Source organism: Streptomyces sp. NTD107, from assembly GCF_059510435.1.
In genome coordinates this window covers 41,171-58,825 of the sequence record NZ_JCAJZV010000020.1, presented here as the reverse complement: position 1 = coordinate 58,825, position 17,655 = coordinate 41,171, and the positions used below count along the sequence as shown (strand labels likewise).

Sequence of the window (17,655 nt, the reverse complement as noted above, 5' to 3'; positions counted from 1 at the left end):
TTACAGCTTCATCAGTGAGGCGTCGTCGACCGAGGCCGAGTGGCGGGAGCGGTAGACCATGACGATGATCGCGAGCCCGACCACGACCTCGGCGGCGGCGACGACCATGACGAAGAACGCCAGGATCTGGCCGTCGAGATTGCCGTGCATCCGGGAGAACGCGACCAGCGCGAGGTTGCTGGCGTTCAGCATCAGTTCGATGCACATGAACACGACGATGGCGTTCCGCCGCAGCAGCACCCCGCAGGCGCCGAGGGTGAACAGCAGCGCCGCCAGGTAGAGATAGTTGTCCGGGCTCACTTGCTCTCCTCCCCGGTCTCGTGGTTGTCCTTGGCGCCGTTGACGGCCGCCACGCTCGTGCCGTTGACGCCGCCGTTGACGCCCTGCTGCCGGGGCTGCCCGTGGTACGTGGCGGTCCGCTGCTCCAGCGCGGTCAGATCGCGCAGCGCCTCGCGGTGCACCTCACGGATCTGGCCGCGGCCACGCAGGGTGGCGTTCACGCTCAGCTCGGAGGGGGTGCCGTCGGGCAGCAGCCCGGGGATGTCCACCCCGTTGTGCCGGGCGTACACGCCGGGCGCGGGCAGCGGCGGGACGTGGGTGGCGTTCTTGATCCGGTCCACCGACTGCTCGCGCTGCGTCTTGATGCGTTCGATCCGCTCGCGGTGGGTGAGCATGGTGGCGCCCACGGCGGCGATGGTCAGCAGGATGCCGGTCACCTCGAAGGCCACCACGTAGCGGGTGAACAGCAGCGAGGCCAGGCCCTGGACGTTGCCGCCGGCGTTGGCCTGGCCGAGCCCGGTGAAGGAGCCGCCGGCCGCCTGCCCGATGCCGGCGATCAGCAGGATGCCGAGCCCCAGGCCGAGCCCGGCGGCCAGCCACCGCTGCCCCTTGAGGGTCTCCTTCAAGGAGTCGGCGGCGCTCACCCCGACCAGCATCAGCACGAAGAGGAAGAGCATCATCACGGCGCCGGTGTAGACGACGATCTGCACCACGCCGAGGAAGTAGGCGCCGTTGGCGAGATAGAACAGCGCCAGAATGATCATGGTGCCGGCCAGGCAGAGCGCGGAGTACACCGCGCGCCGCATCAGCACCGTGCCGAGACCGCCGGCCACCGCGATGGGGGCCAGGATCCAGAACTGCACCGCCTCCCCGCTGGAGGTGGAGGTCTCGGCCGCGAGTGTGGTCAGGACGTTCATGCCCGGACCTCCGAGCCGTCCGCCGCGTCCGCCGCCGGGTCGTGCAGCCGGGTGGCCGCCGCCAGCGCGTCGTCCTCGTCGGCCGGGCTGGGGTATCCCTCGCTCGAAGAGCTTGGGGCGTCCTCGCCCTTGGACCGCGCGACCTGCCGTACGGTGCCGGGCGCCGCGGCCTTCACCTCGCCCCGGTAGTACGTCTGCTCGTCCGCGCCCGGGTAGATGGCGTGCGGCGATTCGACCATGCCGTCCTGGAGCCCGGCCAGCAGCTCTTCCTTGGTGAAGATCAGCGAGGCGCGGGTGCGGTCGGCCAGCTCGTACTCGTTCGTCATGGTCAGCGCCCGGGTGGGGCACGCCTCGACGCACAGCCCGCACAGGATGCAGCGCAGATAGTTGATCTGGTAGACCCGGCCGTACCGCTCCCCCGGGGAGTACCGCTCCTCCTCGGTGTTGTCGGCGCCCTCCACATAGATGGCGTCGGCGGGACAGGCCCAGGCGCACAGCTCGCAGCCGATGCACTTCTCCAGACCGTCGGGGTGACGGTTGAGCTGGTGCCGGCCGTGGAAGCGCGGCGCGGTGGGCTTCTTCTCCTCGGGGTACTGCTCGGTGAGGCGCTTCTTGAACATGGCCTTGAAGGTCACGCCGAAGCCGCCCACGGGATTCCGGAACTCAGGCACGGTCGCCCTCCTTTCCTCGGGTTGCCTCGGTATCCGTGCTGTCGGCCGCCGCGACGCCCGCCGTGGGCCCCCGGGAGGGCCGGCGCGGCACCGGTGGCAGGGTCTGCCCGGGCAGCGGCGGTACGGGGAAGCCGCCCGCCATCGGGTCGAACGGCTCCTCGGCGCGGTCGGCTTCCTCCCGCGCGCGCCGTTCGTCGGCCCGGTCGCGGAAGATGTCCACCACGAAGGAGATGAGCAGCAGGCAGATGACGCCGCCGACCACCCACAGCACGATGTCGCGGAAGCCGTAGCCCTCGTTCTGCATGGCGCGGACGGTGGCGACCAGCATCAGCCACACCAGCGCGGCCGGGATGAGGACCTTCCAGCCGACCGTCATGAACTGGTCGTAGCGCACCCGGGGCAGCGAGGCCCGCACCCAGATGAAGAAGAAGATGACGGCCAGCATCTTGAGGGTGAACCACAGCAGCGGCCACCAGCCGGTGTTGGCGCCCTCCCAGAAGCTCAGCGGCGCCGGGGCCCGCCAGCCGCCCAGGAACACGGTGACCATCAGCATGGAGACGGTGACCATGTGGATGTACTCGGACATCATGAAGAACGCGAACTTGATGGACGAGTACTCGGTGAGATACCCGCCGACCAGGTCGCCCTCGGACTCCGGCATGTCCAGCGGCGGCCGGTGCGACTCACCGATCATCGCGATCATGTAGATGAGGAAGGACACCGGCAGCAGCACCATGAACCAGCGGTCGCTCTGCGCCTCCACGATGGCCGAGGTGGACATCGACCCGGAGTAGAGGAAGACCGCGGCGAAGCTGAGGCCCATGGCCACCTCGTACGAGATGATCTGCGCCGTGGCCCGCACCCCGCCCAGCAGCGGGTAGGTGGAGCCGGAGGACCAGCCGGCCAGCACCGTGCCGTACACCGCGATCGCCCCGGTGGCCAGCACGTACAGCAGCGCCACCGGCAGATCGGTGAGCTGCATCGCGGTGCGGGTGCCGAAGATCGACACGGGGTCGTCGGCCGGCCCGAACGGGATCACCGCCACCGCCATGAACGCCGGGATCGTGGCGAGGGCGGGGGCAAGGATGTACAGCACCTTGTCCGAGCCCTTGACGATGATGTCTTCCTTCAGCATCAGTTTGATGCCGTCGGCCAGCGACTGGAGCATGCCCCAGGGGCCGTGCCGGTTGGGGCCGATCCGCAGCTGCATCCAGCCGAGGATCTTGCGCTCGCCGACGATGCAGATCAGCACCGTCAGCATCAGGAACGCGAAGCAGAAGACCGCCTTGAGCAGGATCAGCCAGAAGGGGTCACCGCCGAACACCGACAGATCCGCCTCCTGGGCGAGGGTCGTCGTACGCATCAGGCGTTCACCTCCTCGGCGACGGCCGCGCCGATGGTGACCACCGCGCCGGGCACGGCGCCCAGATCCTGGTACGCGCCGCCGCCGAGCGAGTTGAGCGGCAGCCACACCACCCGGTCGGGCATCTCCTCGGTCACGGTCAGCGGCAGCACCACCGAGCCGGCCGGGCCGGTGACGGCCAGCGGCTCGCCGTCCTTGACGCCCGCCTCGCGGGCGGTGTCCGCGGACAGCCGGGCCACCGAGGCGTGCCGGGTGCCGGCCAGCGCCTCGTCGCCCTGCTGCAACAGGCCCTGGTCGAGCAGCATCCGGTGCCCGGCCAGGACGGCCTCGCCCGGCGCGGGGCTCGGCAGTTCCACGGGGGTGGCGGTCGGGCCCAGCGGCAGGTCGCCGGCCCATGGCTCAAGGCCGTCGATCTCGGCCCGGATGGTGGGCAGGTCGGGCAGCCCGAGGTGGATGTCCATGGCGTCGGCGAGCATGTTGAGCGCGCGCGCGTCGGTCTGGACGAGCCGCCGGGTCATCTGGTCGGGTTTCACGGCGGGCTCGAACGGCCGCGCCCTGCCCTCCCAGTTGAGGAAGGTGCCGCCCTTCTCCACGACGGCCGCCACCGGCAGCACCACGTGGGCGCGGTCGCTGACCTCGGAGGGGCGCAGTTCCAGCGACACCAGGAAGCCGTCGGCGGCGATCCGGTCGAGCGCCCGCCGGGCGAGCGCCGGATCGGGCAGGTCCGCGACCTCGACCCCGCCGACCACCAGGGCGCCGAGTTCGCCGGCCGCCGCGGCCTGGATGATCTGCCCGGTGTCCTTGCCGGCCCGGTCCGGCAGCGCGGCGACGCCCCAGGCGGCGGCGATCTCGCGGCGGGCCCGCGCGTCGTCGGCGGGCCGGCCGCCGGGCAGCAGCCCGGGCAGCGCGCCGGCCTCGATGGCGCCGCGCTCACCGGAGCGGCGCGGCATCCACACCAGGCGGGCCCCGCCGGCCCCGGCCAGCGCCACGGCGGCGGTGAACCCGCCGGTGACCCCGGCCAGCCGCTCGCCGACCACGATCAGCGCGCCCTCGGCGGCCAGCGCCTCGCGCGCCGCGCGGCCGTCCGGGCCGAGCCCCGTACCACTGGCCAACGCCTCAAGCCAGGCGGTCTCGGTCCCGGGCGCGGCCGGCAGCAGCGTGCCGCCGGTCTTCGCCAGGCCCCGGCTGGCGTGCGTGGCCAGCGAGAACACCCGCTGCCCGTGCTTGCGGTGCGCCTTGCGCAGCCGCAGGAAGACGCTGGGCGCCTCCTCCTCCGACTCGAAGCCGACCAGCAGGACGGTGGGCGCCGCCTCCAGGGCGGTGAAGCTCAGCCCCTCGGTGCCGTCCAGGTCGATGCCGTGCCCGGCGACCTGGGAGGCGAGGAACGCCGCCTCCTCGGCGCTGTGCACCCGGGCCCGGAAGTCCACGTCATTCGTGTGGAGCGCGACGCGGGCGAACTTGGCGTACGCGTAGGCGTCCTCGACGGTCAGCCGGCCGCCGGTCAGCACGGCCGCGCCGTGCTCGCGCCGGCCGGCCAGCCCGCGGGCCGCCGCCTCCAGCGCCTCGGGCCAGCTGGTCTGCTCCAGCTCCCCGGTCCCGGCATTGCGCACCAGCGGCATCGTCAGCCGATCGCGCTGCTGCGCGTACCGGAAGCCGAACCGCCCCTTGTCGCAGATCCACTCCTCGTTGACCTCGGGATTCTCCTCGGCCAGCCGGCGCATCACCTTGCCGCGCCGGTGGTCGGTGCGGATCCCGCAGCCGCCGGCGCAGTGCTCGCACACGCCGGGCGAGGACACCAGGTCGAAGGGCCGGGAGCGGAAGCGGTACGCGGCGGAGGTGAGCGCCCCCACCGGACAGATCTGGATGGTGTTGCCGGAGAAGTACGACTCGAAGGGGTCGCCTTCGCCGATCCCGACCTGCTGGAGGGCGCCCCGGTCGACCATCTCGATGATCGGGTCGCCCGCGATCTGGTTGGAGAAGCGGGTGCAGCGCGCGCACAGCACGCACCGTTCGCGGTCGAGCAGCACCTGGCTGGAGATCGGGACGGGCTTCTCGAAGGTCCGCTTGCGGCCCTCGAAGCGGCTCTCCGGGTCGCCGGTGGTCATCGCCTGGTTCTGGAGCGGGCATTCGCCGCCCTTGTCGCAGACCGGGCAGTCCAGCGGGTGGTTGATGAGCAGCAGTTCCATCACGCCGCGCTGCGCCTTCTTGGCGACCGGCGAGGACAGCTGGGTCTTGACGACCATGCCCTCGGTGCAGGTGATGGTGCAGGATGCCATCGGCTTGCGCTGGCCCTCGACCTCGACGATGCACTGCCGGCAGGCGCCGGCCGGGTCGAGCGCCGGATGGTCGCAGAACCGGGGGATCTCGATGCCGAGTTGTTCGGCGGCGCGGATCACCAGGGTGCCCTTGGGCACCGAGATCCCGATGCCGTCGATCGTCAGGGAGACCAGGTCCTCCCCCGCCGGCCGGGCGGCCTGCCCACCACCACCGGTCTTGGCGTCGGTGGTGACCGTCATGCCTTCACCTCCACGGATGCGTTCGAGTCGTCGTCCGCCCAGACGGTGGACTTGGCGGGGTCAAAGGGGCAGCCGCGCCCGGTGACGTGCTGCTCGTACTCCGCGCGGAAGTACTTGAGCGACGAGAAGATGGGCGACGCCGCACCATCCCCGAGGGCACAGAAGGACTTGCCGTTGATGTTGTCGGCGATGTCCGCGAGCTTGTCGAGATCGCCGGGCCTGCCCTTGCCCGCCTCGATGTCGCGCAGCAGTTGCACCAGCCAGTAGGTGCCCTCCCGGCACGGAGTGCACTTGCCGCAGGACTCGTGCGCGTAGAACTCGGTCCAGCGGGTGACGGCCCGCACCACACAGGTCGTCTCGTCGAAACACTGGAGCGCCTTGGTGCCGAGCATCGACCCGGCCGCGCCCACCCCCTCGTAGTCCAGCGGCACATCGAGGTGTTCGTCGGTGAACATGGGGGTGGAGGAGCCGCCCGGGGTCCAGAACTTGAGCCGGTGTCCGGGCCGCATCCCGCCGCTCAGCTCCAGCAGTTCGCGCAGGGTAATGCCCAGCGGCGCCTCGTACTGGCCGGGCCTGGCCACGTGCCCGGAGAGCGAGTAGAGCGTGAAGCCGGGGGACTTCTCGCTCCCCATGGACTTGAACCAGTCCTTGCCGCGGTCCATGATCGCGGGCACCGAGGCGATGGACTCCACGTTGTTGACCACGGTGGGGCTGGCGTACAGGCCCTCGATCGCCGGGAACGGCGGGCGCAGCCTGGGCTGTCCGCGCCGCCCCTCCAGCGAGTCGAGCAGCGCGGTCTCCTCGCCGCAGATGTACGCGCCGGCGCCGGCGTGCACGGTCAGCTCCAGGTCCTTGCCCGGCCCGAGGGCGTCCTTGCCGACCAGCCCGGCCGCGTACGCCTCGGCCACCGCCGCGTGCAGCCGCCGCAGGACGGGCACCACCTCACCGCGCAGGTAGATGAAGGCGTGGGCGGAGCGAATGGCGTAACAGGCGATGATGATCCCCTCGACGAGGGAATGCGGGTTGGCGTACAGCAGCGGGATGTCCTTGCAGGTGCCAGGCTCGGACTCGTCCGCGTTGACCACGAGATAGTGCGGCTTGCCGTCGCCCTGCGGGATGAACTGCCACTTCATGCCGGTGGGGAATCCGGCCCCGCCCCGGCCGCGCAGCCCCGAGTCCTTGACGTAGGCGATGACCTCGTCCGGCTCCATGTCCAGGGCCTTGCGCAGGCCCCGGTATCCGCCGTGCGCCCGGTAGGTGTCCAGCGTCCACGAGTCGGGCTGGTCCCAGAAGGCGGACAGCACGGGCGAGAGCAGCTTTTCGGGGCCACCGCTGCGGGCGGTGTCATTGGTGCTCACGATCATCACTCCCCCTCCTCGGCGGCCGGCCCGGCAGGGTGCTGCGGGTCGGCGGCCGGTGTCTGCGGCGGCTCGCCCGCCGGGGAGGCGCCCCGCTGGGGCACCACCCGGCCGGGGGCGGCCTCGCCCTTGGCCAGTCGCAGCCCGGCCAGCGAGGCGGGGCCCGCGCTGCCGCCGGCGGCGGTGGCGCCCGGCCGCTCGTCGGGGAATCCGGCCAGGGTGCGGGCGGTCTTCTTGAAGTCGCACAGCGGCGCGCCCCGGGTGGGCAGCACCTTGCGGCCGGCCCGCAGATCATCGACGAGCCGTTTGGCGGACTCGATGGTCTGGTTGTCGAAGAACTCCCAGTTGATCATCACCACGGGGGCGAAGTCGCAGGCCGCGTTGCACTCGATGTGCTCCAGGGTGACCTTGCCGTCCTCGGTGGTCTCCCCGTTGCCCAGCTCCAGGTGCTCCTGGAGCGCGGCGAAGATGGCGTCGCCGCCGAGCACCGCGCACAGCGTGTTGGTGCAGACCCCGACCTGGTAGTCGCCGGACGGCTTGCGCCGGTACATGGAGTAAAAGGTGGCCACGGCGGTCACCTCGGCGGTGGTCAGCTCCAGCACATCGGCGCAGAACCCCATGCCGGTGCGGGTGACGTACCCCTCCTCGGACTGCACCAGGTGCAGCAGCGGCAGCAGCGCGGAGCGCGAGTCCGGGTAGCGGCCGATGATCTCGCGCGCGTCGGCGGTCAGCCGCTCCCGTACCTCGTCCGGGTAGGCGGGGGCGGGGAGCTGGGGCATGCCCAGCTGGACGTCCGTCATCGGTCGACTCCTCCCATCACGGGGTCGATGGAGGCCACCGCGACGATGACGTCGGCGACCATGCCGCCCTCGCACATCGCGGCGGTCGCCTGGAGGTTGGTGAAGGACGGGTCGCGGAAGTGGACCCGGTAGGGGCGGGTGCCGCCGTCGCTGACCATGTGCACGCCGAGTTCGCCCTTGGGGGACTCCACGGCCGTGTAGACCTGCCCCGGGGGTACCCGGAAGCCCTCGGTCACCAGCTTGAAGTGGTGGATCAGGGCCTCCATGGAGGTGCCCATGATGGTGCGGATGTGGTCCAGCGAGTTACCGAGCCCGTCCGGTCCGAGGGCGAGCTGCGCGGGCCAGGCGATCTTCTTGTCGCCGACCATCACCGGGCCCGGCTCAAGCCGGTCGATGCACTGCTCCATGATCTTGAGTGACTGGTGCATCTCCTCCAGGCGCAGCAGGAAGCGGCCCATGGAGTCGCAGGTGTCGGTGGTCGGCACCTCGAAGTCGTAACTCTCGTAGCCGCAGTACGGGTCGGACTTGCGCAGGTCGTGCGGCAGCCCGGCGGAGCGCAGGATCGGTCCGGTGGCGCCGAGGGCGAGACAGCCGGCGAGATCGAGGTAACCGACGTCGGTCAGCCGGGCCTTGAAGACGGGGTTGCCGGAGCAGAGCTTGTCGTACTCGGGCAGGTTCTTCTTCATCTTGCGGATGAAGTCCCGCAACTGCTCGATGGCGCCGGGCGGCAGGTCCTGGGCGAGGCCGCCGGGGCGGATGTACGCGCTGTTCATCCGCAGTCCGGTGATCAGCTCGAAGATGTCCAGGCAGTGCTCGCGGTCCCGGAAGCCGTAGATCATCACGGTGGTGGCGCCCAGCTCCATGCCGCCGGTGGCGATGGCCACCAGGTGGGAGGAGAGCCGGTTCAGCTCCATCAGGAGCACCCGGATGACGGTGGCCCGGTCCGGGATGTCGTCCGTGATGCCGAGCAGCTTCTCGACCCCGAGGCAGTAGGCCGCCTCGTTGTAGAAGGGGGTCAGATAATCCATCCGGGTGACGAAGGTGGTGCCCTGCGTCCACGTCCGGTATTCAAGGTTCTTCTCGATACCCGTGTGCAGATAGCCGATTCCGGCCCGCGCCTCGGTGACGGTCTCGCCGTCGATCTCCAGGATCAGCCGCAGCACCCCGTGGGTGGACGGGTGCTGGGGACCCATGTTGACGATGATCTTCTCGTCGTCGGTACGGCGCGCGGCGGCCTCGGCGAGCTCGTCCCAGTCGCCGCCGCTGACGGTGTAGACGGTCCCCTCGGTGGTCTCCCGGGCCCCGGCCGACGCCGTCGCCCGGGGCGGGGTCTGGGTGGTGTGGGATGTGGACATCAGCTGTACGACCTCCGCTGGTCGGGAGCCGGAATCTGGGCGCCCTTGTACTCGACGGGGATGCCGCCGAGCGGGTAGTCCTTGCGCTGCGGGAAGCCCTGCCAGTCATCGGGCATCATGATCCGGGTGAGCGCGGGGTGGCCGTCGAAGACGATGCCGAAGAAGTCGAACGTCTCGCGCTCGTGCCAGTCGTTGGTCGGATAGATGTCGACGAGGGACGGGATGTGCGGGTCGGCGTCGGGGACGGAGACCTCGACCCGGATCAGCCGGGTGTGGGTGATCGACCGCAGGTGGTAGACGGCGTGCAGTTCCCGGTCCGTGTCGGCGGGGTTGTGCACCCCGCTCACGCCCGTGCACAGCTCGAAGCGCAGGGCGGGATCGTCCCGCAGGATCCGCGCCACCTGGGGCAGATACTCCCGCGCGATGTGGAAGGTGAGTTCTCCCCGGTCGACGACGGTCTTCTCGATCGCGGTCCCCGGATCGACGCTCTGCTCCTCCAGGGCCCCTTCCAGTTCGTCGGCGACCTCGTCGAAGTACCCCCCGTACGGCCGGGACGAGGCCCCGGGCATCCGTACGGTGCGCCGCAGTCCGCTGTAACCGGAGGTGTCGCCGCCGTTGTTGGCGCCGAACATCCCGCGCCGCCTGGCGATGGTCTCCCCGGTGTTCCCCCGCGGGGCGGGCACCCCGCCGGCGCGCTCACTGTCGCTCGGCTCGTGCGCGCCGTTCTTCGCGTCGCTCACCGCACACCCCCGTTCGCTTCTCCGCCCGCCAGGCGAAAGTTCGGGATGTATGTCAACTGCGGCCTGGCGGCCTGGCGTGCGTCGCTCACAGGACGCCCCCGTTCGCTTCTCCGCCCGCCAGGCGAAAGTTCGGGATGTATGTCAACTGCGGCCTGGCGGCCTGGCGTGCGTCGCTCACCTCAGCAGCCCCTTCATCTCAATGGTGGGAAGGGCCTTGAGCGCGGCTTCCTCCGCCTCCCGGGCGGCCTGCTCGCGGTTGACGCCGAGCTTCTCCTCACGGATCTTCTGGTGCAGTTTCAAGATCGCGTCCATCAGCATCTCCGGACGCGGCGGGCAGCCCGGCAGGTAGATGTCGACCGGCACCACATGGTCGACGCCCTGCACGATCGCGTAGTTGTTGAACATCCCGCCCGAGGAGGCGCACACCCCCATGGAGATGACCCACTTGGGGTTGGGCATCTGGTCATAGACCTGCCGCAGCACCGGCGCCATCTTCTGGCTGACCCGCCCGGCCACGATCATCAGATCCGCCTGCCGCGGGGAGCCGCGGAAGACCTCCATACCAAAACGGGCCAGGTCATAGCGCCCGGCCCCGGTCGTCATCATCTCGATCGCACAGCAGGCCAGGCCGAACGTGGCCGGAAAGACCGAGGACTTCCGCGACAGTCCGGCCAGCTGCTCAACGGTGCTCAGCAGGAATCCACTGGGAATTTTGTCTTCGAGACCCATAGGAACGCCCTTCCTGGGTTTGTCATGTATCAGGCCCGCACCGGCTTCCGCCGGCTAACTCAGTCCCATTCGAGTCCTCCCCGGCGCCAGTCATAGGCGTAGGCGACACCGATGAGGCCGACGAAGACGGCCATCTGCGCGAGCCCGAACATCCCCAGTGCGTCGAAGTGCACGGCCCAGGGATAGAGAAAGACGATCTCGATGTCGAAAATGATGAAGAGCATCGCCGTCAGGTAGTACTTCACCGGGAAACGGCCACCGCCGGCCGGCTGGGGTGTCGGCTCCACCCCGCACTCGTACGCGGACAGCTTGGCCCGGTTGTAGCGCTTGGGACCGACGATCGATGCGAGCACCAGGGACATCACGACGAAGCCGGCCCCGAGGGCCCCCAGTACGAGGATGGGAACGTACGCGTTCACCGCACCTCGCTCCTTCCAGTCAACGGCGACTGCTAGCGATGAAGATCAGATCTATGTGAGTCAGTTCACAAGGCTGGTGAGCATCCTAAGCCCGCACCCTGTGACCTTCGACACTGGGTCACCGACGAAGTTTGTGATCTCTCCCACCCGACGAAGGCGACGAACCCAAGGTAAGCCACTCCACTGACACTCAACGCGACGAATCCGATACGCCCCGCCAAATCGGGAAGTAACCGGGCCCCGAAACAAGCCGGTGCCTCTACCACTGCCTGTGCCATACAAGCAAATTCGCATCAGGGACAGTCATCTGGTAAATGGCGAGCGGTGCCCGACATATCCCTGACCACCGTCGTCCTGCTCTGCCTCGCCGCCGCGCTCGCCGGCTGGATCGACGCGGTGGTGGGCGGCGGCGGTCTGCTCCTGCTCCCCGCCCTGCTCATCGGCCTCCCGAACCACGCTCCGACGTACGCGCTCGGCACCAACAAGGCGGTGGCGATCACCGGCACGTCGATCGCGGCCGTCACCTATGCCCGCAAAGCTCCGGTGGATCTGCGGCTGGCGGCGCGACTGGCGGCGCGACTGGCGGGCCTTGCGATCCTCTCCGCAACCGGGGGCGCACTGTTCGCATCCGCAGTGAACAAGGACGTCCTGCGCCCGTTGATCATGGTCGTCCTGCTGGGGGTGGCGACGTTCGTTGTCTGGAAACCGAACTTCGGGAGAGTGCCGGCGGCCCGCGAGGCCACCCGCCGACGCCGCTTGTCGGCCCTCGCGGTCGCCGGGGTCGGGGTGGCCTTCTACGACGGCCTGATCGGCCCGGGAACCGGCACCTTTCTGGTCATATCCCTGGTGGCGATCCTCCACATGGACATGCTCGCCGCCTCCGCGACCGCCAAGGTCGTGAACGTCGGCACAAACCTCGGCGCCCTGCTGGGCTTCGCCGCCCAGGGCACCATCCTGTGGAAACTGGCCGCCGTCATGGCCCTGTTCAACATGGCGGGCGGCTGGCTCGGCGCCCACATGGCGCTCCGGAGGGGCAGCGGCTTCATCCGCGCGGTCCTGCTGGTGGTCGTCACGGCACTGGTCGTTCGCCTGGCGTACGACCAGTGGTGGTCGTGACGTACGCCACGGCACGTAACAACTGACGCCGCGACAGATTGCCCGCCGCCCCATCGCATGCTAGCCAAAGGGGCATTCCGGACAACGCCCAGCACAAGAGCCCGCGAACCAACCCGCACCCCGGCACATTCAGGCGGAACAAAAAGGACCAACGGCACATTAAAAACCTCGCGTACGGCACCTGTGTCCCACGCCACAACAATTGAGAACAACCGGACATCACTGGTACGGATGATGTCCATGTCCCCAATCCGTTACCGAGGCCGGCACCGCAAGCCGTCCCGTGCCAGCACTCTGATACGCGGCGGAGTCCTCTCCGGCGTGGTCGGCACCGTCGCCGTCACCGGCGCGGCCACGCCCGCCAACGCCGCCGAGGACCCCGTGGAGACCACCGCCGAACTCCGCGCGCTCAACGAGATCCTTTCCACCGCGGGCACCCAGGCGGCCCAGGCCACCGAGGCGTACGCCGACCTGACCGGCCTGCGCCAGCAGCACCTGCGCGCCGAACAGCGCGCCTTCACCGCCGCGCAGCAGACGGCGGCCGACCTGCGCGCCGAGGAAGAGGCAGCGGCCGAGGCGGCTGCCGAGGCCGAGCGCCAGGCAGCCGAGGAAGCGGCGGCGGCCCGCGAAGCGGAGCAGGCCGCGGCCTCCCGCGCGGCGGAGCGCACCACCCTGTCCACGAACTCGGCGACCACCGAGTCGACCCCCGCACCGGCCCCCGAGGCCGCCGGCGGCAGCGCGGCGGCCGTGGTCGCCTTCGCCCGGTCCCAGCTCGGCGACTCCTACGTCCTCGGCGCCACCGGCCCGAACGCCTGGGACTGCTCCAGCCTCGTCCAGGCGGCCTACGCCTCGGCCGGCGTCTCCCTCCCCCGCACCTCCCAGCCGCAGTCCACCGCCGGCACCCAGGTCTCGCTGAGCAGCCTCCAGCCCGGCGACATCCTCTACTGGGGCAGCGCGGGCAGCGCGTACCACGTGGCCATCTACATCGGCGGCGGACAGTTCATCGGCGCCCAGAACTCCTCGACGGGCGTCGTCCAGCGCGACATGTCCTGGGACACCCCCACCGGCGCGGTCCGCATCCTCTGACAACGCCACACCGCCACACCGCCACGGCGGCTGTCGTGCGTCCCGGCGGGACCCTCGCACCCGCATCGTGCGAGGGTCCCGCCGCACGTCCGCACCCGGCCGGCTCAGCCCAGCGCGACGGCCGTTCCGGTCACCCGGGTACGGGGGTCCCGCGGATCGACCTCGATCAGCAGGTCGCTGGGGCGGCCCATGTCCTCGCCCTGGCGGATCGCGACACTCGCCGGGACCTCCACCAGACCCAGCTCGCGGAGATAGCCACCGAACGCCGCCGCCGCGGCGCCCGTGGCCGGGTCCTCGACCACCCCGCCCACCGGGAAGGGGTTGCGCGCGTGGAACCGTTGCGGCGCTTCGCGCCACACCAGGTCCACCGTGGTCCACTCCTGGCTCCGCATCACCTCGGCCAGCGCGTCGAAGTCGTACGCCAGGTCGGCCAGCCGGGCCCGGGTCGCGGCGGCCAGGATCAGATGGTCGTTGCCGCCGAAGGCCACGCGCGGCGGGAGTTCCGGATCCAGGTCGCCGGCCGACCAGCCCAGCGCCTTCAGGGTCTGTGCCAACTCCCCTTCGCCCACCGGCCGGGAGTGGGTCGGCACACTGGTGAGAGTCGCCCGGACCCGGCCCGCGCCGTCCGCCGCCGTCGCCGTCGCCGTCGCCACCGGGATCACGCCCGCCGCCGTGTCGAGGGTGAGGTCGCCGGGGCCCAGCCGCTCCGCCAGCGCCACGGCCAGCGCCACCGTCGCGTGGCCGCAGAACGCCACCTCCGCCAGCGGGCTGAAGTACCGCACTGCGAAGCGGCGTTCCGCGTCGTTCCGGGCGGTCACGAACACCGTCTCCGAGTACCCCACCTCGGCGGCGATCGCGAGCATCGCCGCCGCGTCGAGTCCGGCGGCGTCCAGGACGACGCCGGCCGGGTTGCCGCCCGCCGGGTCGTGGGTGAAGGCGGCGTAGCGCAACGTTTCGATCGTCATGCCGTCACGCTGTCACCCGCTCCCCCATCGCGTCCAACGATGGATTCCGATCCGCTCCATTGACATCACGCATAGCCTGTACGGGTGGACACCCGCCTCCTGCACACCTTCACCACCCTGGCCCGTACCGGCAGCTTCACCGCCGCCGCCACCGAGCTGCATCTGGCCCAGTCCACGGTCACCGTGCACATCCGCACCCTGGAACGCGAGCTGGCCACCCGGCTCTTCGACCGGCTCCCCACCGGCGCCGTACTCACCGGCTCCGGCCGCCGGCTGCTGGCGCGGGCCGAGGACGTACTGGACGCGGTCGCAAGGCTGCGCGCCGACGACGGCGTGGTGGCCGGCCGGGTGGTCGTCGGCGCCCCGGAGTCGTTGTGCTCGACCCGGCTGCCCCTGGCGATCGCCGCCCTGCGCGGCAGCCACCCCGAGGTGGAGGTCCAGTTGCACGCGGCCGGCACCGCGGCCTGCGTCGAGGGGCTGCTGGCCGGCCGGCTCGACCTCGCGCTGCTGTTCGAGGCCGAGGTCTCCGGTGTCGCGGCCGACCCGGTCGGGCACGAGCCGCTGACCCTCCTCGGCGCCCCCGGCCACCCGCTCGCCGACCGCCCCACCCCCGCGACCTGGGCCGAACTGGCCGCCGAAAGCTTCTTCCTGCTGGAACAGGGCTGCTCCTACAGCGACGACCTGGAACGCCGGCTGCTCGCCGTACCCGGCGCCCGCCCCCGGCTGACGCGTTTCGGCAGTGTCGACGCCACCCGCGCCTGCGTCGCCGCCGGGCTGGGGCTGACACTGCTGCCCCTGAGCACGGTGCGCGATCAGCTCCAGCACGGCCGGCTGGTCCGGATCGACGGCCCGCCGCTCCCCGACGTACCGCTCCAGCTGGCCCGCCACCCCCGCCGCTGGACGACCCCGGCCGCCCATGCCTTCGCGCGGCAACTGCGCGCCACCACCCCCCACAGCACGGCGCGCTGAGCGGCTGCGCCGCGCCGGCCCGGTGCGGCAGCGCGGGGCCCCGACCCGCCCACCGCCGCGCCACTGCCGCCCGCCGTGAAGTGGGCACAGCCCGCGACAGCGAGGGGCACCGGCTGCTCGGCGGTCGCGGGCCGGCGCTCGCACAGCACAGCACAGCACAGCACAAGAGGTCATGCGGCGCGGCTGCGGCTACGCCTTCGGAGCGACCTTCGTCAGCCCGTTGATGACCCGGTCCATGGCGTCGCCACCGGTCGGATCGGTCAGGTTCGCCAGCAGCTTCAGCGTGAACCGCATCAGCACCGGATGGGTCAGCCCGCGATCCGTCGCCAGCTTCATGATCTTCGGGTTGCCGATCAGCTTCACGAACGCCCGGCCGAGCGTGTAGTAGCCGCCGTACGTCTCCTTCAGCGTCTTGGGGTACGCGCGCAGCGTCAGCTCCCGCTGCGCCGGGGACTGCCGGGCCAGCGCCTGGACGATCACCTCGGCGGCGATCTCGCCGGACTCCATGGCGTACGCGATGCCCTCGCCGTTGAACGGGTTCACCAGGCCGCCGGAGTCGCCGACCAGCAGCAGCCCGCGCGAGTAGTGCGGCTGCCGGTTGAACGCCATCGGCAGCGCGGCGCCCCGGATCGGGCCGGTCATGTTGTCGGGGGTGTAGCCCCATTCCTCCGGCATGGACGCGCACCACGCCTTGAGCACCTCACGCCAGTCCAGCTCGCGGAACGCGCTCGAACTGTTGAGGATGCCGAGCCCCACATTGGAGGTGCCGTCGCCCATCCCGAAGATCCAGCCGTAGCCGGGCAGCAGCCGTGGCTCGTCGCCGCGCCGGTCCCACAGCTCCAGCCAGGACTCCAGATAGTCGTCGTCGTGGCGCGGGCTGGTGAAGTACGTGCGCACCGCGACACCCATCGGGCGCTTGTCGTCCCGGTGCAGGCCCATGGCGAGCGAGAGCCGCGAGGAGTTGCCGTCCGCCGCCACCACCACGGGGGCGCGGAAGGTGACCTCGCGCTTCTCCTCGCCGAGCTTCGCGGTGACGCCGACGATCCGCCCGGCCGCCCGGTCGTCCTGGACGGGGCCGGTCACGTTGCAGCGCTCGAAGAGCTGGGCACCGGCCTTCTCCGCCTGCCGGGCGAGCAGTTCGTCGAAGTCCTCGCGGCGCCGTACCAGGCCGTAGTCGGGGTAGGCGGCCAGCTCGGGCCAGTCCAGCTGGAGCCGGTGGCCGCCACCGATGATCCGCAGGCCCTTGTTGCGCAGCCAGCCGGCTTCCTCGGAGACATCGATGCCCATGCCGACGAGCTGCTTGGTGGCGCGCGGGGTCAGGCCGTCACCGCACACCTTCTCCCTCGGGAAGGCGGTCTTCTCCAGCAGCAGGACGTCGAGCCCGGCCTGGGCGAGGTGGTACGCGGTCGTGGAGCCGGCCGGTCCGGCCCCGACGACGATCACATCAGCGGAGTGTTCGGAAGCGCTTGCATCGATGTCAGCCACGGTCGGCTCTCCCCATCGGTCCGGGTTCGGCGGCTACGAGTCTATGAGCGGATCTGGGTTTGTGCAGGTCAGACGGATGAAGCGGGTCGAGTGGAGCAGGCGGGCTTGGTGCCCCGGTGCAGGGCCACGATGCCACCGGTGAGATCGCGCCAGGCCACCCGCTGCCAGCCGGCCCGCTGGAGCAGCGCGGCGAGGCCGGGCTGATCGGGCCAGGCGCGGATGGATTCGGCGAGATAGACGTACGCGTCGGGGCTGGACGACACCTTTTCTGCCACGGGAGGCAACCCCCGCATCAAGTACTCCGTGTAAAGGGTGCGGAACGGCCGCCACGTGGGGTGGCTGAACTCGCACACCACCACCCGGCCGCCCGGCCGGGTGACCCGCAGCAGCTCGCGCAGTGCCGCGTCCGTGTCCTGGACGTTGCGCAGTCCGAAGGAGATGGTCACCTTGTCGAACGTGTCGTTCTGGAACGGCAGCCCGGTGGCGTCCCCTGCGGTGAACGGCAGCCAGGGCTCGCGCCGCTTCCCCTCGTTCAGCATCCCGATGCTGAAGTCACAGGGCACGGTGTACGCCCCGGCCGCGGCGAACGGCAGCGAGGAGGTGCCGGTCCCGGCGGCGAGGTCGAGCACGCGCTCGCCCGGGCGGGCGTCGACCGCGCGGGCGACGGCCTTGCGCCAGCGGCGGTTCTGGCCGAGGGCCAGCACATCATTGGTGAGGTCGTACTTCGCGGCCACCGCGTCGAACATCGCGGCGACTTCACTGGGCTGCTTGTCCAACGTGGCACGGGTCACGGTCCCATTGTCGCGGGTCGCGGTCCGGGGTGGCGGGCAGGGTCCCCCGGGTGGCGGCCGGAGTGGCGGCCGGAGTGATCAACGTGTTGTAGCGTC

Annotated in this window: 17 protein-coding genes; 3 read left to right on the top strand and 14 right to left on the bottom strand. The window is 70.7% G+C overall.

Annotated elements, in window-relative coordinates:
* The 11 genes from nuoK to AC5WRL_RS26775 form a co-directional block, all read right to left on the bottom strand.
* On the bottom strand, positions 1-300 hold the full coding sequence (nuoK, locus tag AC5WRL_RS26825) for an NADH-quinone oxidoreductase subunit NuoK (protein ID WP_030736549.1): 300 nt from the start codon (positions 298-300) through the stop codon (positions 1-3).
* Positions 297-1,196, bottom strand: coding sequence for an NADH-quinone oxidoreductase subunit J (locus tag AC5WRL_RS26820; protein WP_496091254.1), 900 nt, complete (start codon positions 1,194-1,196; stop codon positions 297-299). The genes nuoK and AC5WRL_RS26820 overlap by 4 nt, the downstream gene beginning before the upstream one ends.
* Entirely contained in the window at positions 1,193-1,867 is a 675-nt protein-coding gene (gene nuoI, locus AC5WRL_RS26815) for an NADH-quinone oxidoreductase subunit NuoI (RefSeq protein ID WP_496091253.1), read from the bottom strand. Before nuoI ends, AC5WRL_RS26820 begins: the two co-directional genes overlap by 4 nt.
* A complete protein-coding gene (gene nuoH / locus AC5WRL_RS26810) occupies positions 1,860-3,230 on the bottom strand; it encodes an NADH-quinone oxidoreductase subunit NuoH (RefSeq protein ID WP_496091252.1) in 1,371 nt (456 codons plus the stop codon). The genes nuoI and nuoH overlap by 8 nt, the downstream gene beginning before the upstream one ends.
* The gene (locus AC5WRL_RS26805) at positions 3,230-5,746 is read right to left on the bottom strand and encodes an NADH-quinone oxidoreductase subunit G (protein WP_496091251.1); all 2,517 of its coding nucleotides are present in this window, start codon (positions 5,744-5,746) and stop codon (positions 3,230-3,232) included. The genes nuoH and AC5WRL_RS26805 overlap by 1 nt, the downstream gene beginning before the upstream one ends.
* Positions 5,743-7,110: an NADH-quinone oxidoreductase subunit NuoF gene (nuoF, locus tag AC5WRL_RS26800; RefSeq protein ID WP_496091250.1), complete on the bottom strand. Its 1,368-nt coding sequence runs from the start codon at positions 7,108-7,110 to the stop codon at positions 5,743-5,745. Before nuoF ends, AC5WRL_RS26805 begins: the two co-directional genes overlap by 4 nt.
* A complete protein-coding gene (nuoE, locus tag AC5WRL_RS26795) occupies positions 7,110-7,904 on the bottom strand; it encodes an NADH-quinone oxidoreductase subunit NuoE (RefSeq protein ID WP_496091249.1) in 795 nt (264 codons plus the stop codon). Before nuoE ends, nuoF begins: the two co-directional genes overlap by 1 nt.
* A complete protein-coding gene (locus AC5WRL_RS26790) occupies positions 7,901-9,259 on the bottom strand; it encodes an NADH-quinone oxidoreductase subunit D (protein ID WP_496091248.1) in 1,359 nt (452 codons plus the stop codon). Before AC5WRL_RS26790 ends, nuoE begins: the two co-directional genes overlap by 4 nt.
* Positions 9,259-9,999, bottom strand: a complete 741-nt coding sequence (locus AC5WRL_RS26785; protein ID WP_496091247.1) for an NADH-quinone oxidoreductase subunit C — start codon at positions 9,997-9,999, stop codon at positions 9,259-9,261. Before AC5WRL_RS26785 ends, AC5WRL_RS26790 begins: the two co-directional genes overlap by 1 nt.
* Before the next feature lie 174 nt (positions 10,000-10,173).
* Entirely contained in the window at positions 10,174-10,728 is a 555-nt protein-coding gene (locus tag AC5WRL_RS26780) for a NuoB/complex I 20 kDa subunit family protein (RefSeq protein WP_385594024.1), read from the bottom strand.
* Positions 10,729-10,787: 59 nt separating this feature from the next.
* A complete protein-coding gene (locus AC5WRL_RS26775) occupies positions 10,788-11,147 on the bottom strand; it encodes an NADH-quinone oxidoreductase subunit A (protein WP_030736578.1) in 360 nt (119 codons plus the stop codon).
* Positions 11,148-11,471: 324 nt separating this feature from the next.
* Between AC5WRL_RS26775 and AC5WRL_RS26770 the strand changes: the two genes are divergently transcribed.
* On the top strand, positions 11,472-12,263 hold the full coding sequence (locus tag AC5WRL_RS26770; protein ID WP_496091246.1) for a sulfite exporter TauE/SafE family protein: 792 nt from the start codon (positions 11,472-11,474) through the stop codon (positions 12,261-12,263).
* Between the two features lie 240 nt (positions 12,264-12,503).
* Positions 12,504-13,349, top strand: a complete 846-nt coding sequence (locus AC5WRL_RS26765; RefSeq protein ID WP_496091245.1) for a C40 family peptidase — start codon at positions 12,504-12,506, stop codon at positions 13,347-13,349.
* A gap of 104 nt (positions 13,350-13,453) precedes the next feature.
* On the opposite strand, the gene AC5WRL_RS26760 is transcribed toward AC5WRL_RS26765, so the two are convergent.
* The gene (locus tag AC5WRL_RS26760) at positions 13,454-14,314 is read right to left on the bottom strand and encodes a PhzF family phenazine biosynthesis isomerase (protein WP_496091244.1); all 861 of its coding nucleotides are present in this window, start codon (positions 14,312-14,314) and stop codon (positions 13,454-13,456) included.
* Positions 14,315-14,398: 84 nt separating this feature from the next.
* On the opposite strand from AC5WRL_RS26760, the gene AC5WRL_RS26755 reads away from it, so the two are divergent.
* Positions 14,399-15,283 carry a LysR family transcriptional regulator gene (locus AC5WRL_RS26755; protein WP_496091243.1) on the top strand — a complete coding sequence of 295 codons (885 nt, stop codon included), beginning with the start codon at positions 14,399-14,401 and terminating at the stop codon, positions 15,281-15,283.
* A 189-nt stretch (positions 15,284-15,472) separates the two neighbouring features.
* Here AC5WRL_RS26755 and AC5WRL_RS26750 read toward each other — a convergent pair whose 3' ends face one another.
* Positions 15,473-16,759 (bottom strand): geranylgeranyl reductase family protein, encoded by a 1,287-nt coding sequence (locus AC5WRL_RS26750; RefSeq protein ID WP_496091274.1) that lies wholly within the window; start codon positions 16,757-16,759, stop codon positions 15,473-15,475.
* 77 nt (positions 16,760-16,836) lie between these two features.
* On the bottom strand, positions 16,837-17,559 hold the full coding sequence (locus AC5WRL_RS26745) for a demethylmenaquinone methyltransferase (protein ID WP_496091242.1): 723 nt from the start codon (positions 17,557-17,559) through the stop codon (positions 16,837-16,839).
* Between the last annotated feature and the right edge of the window lie 96 nt (positions 17,560-17,655).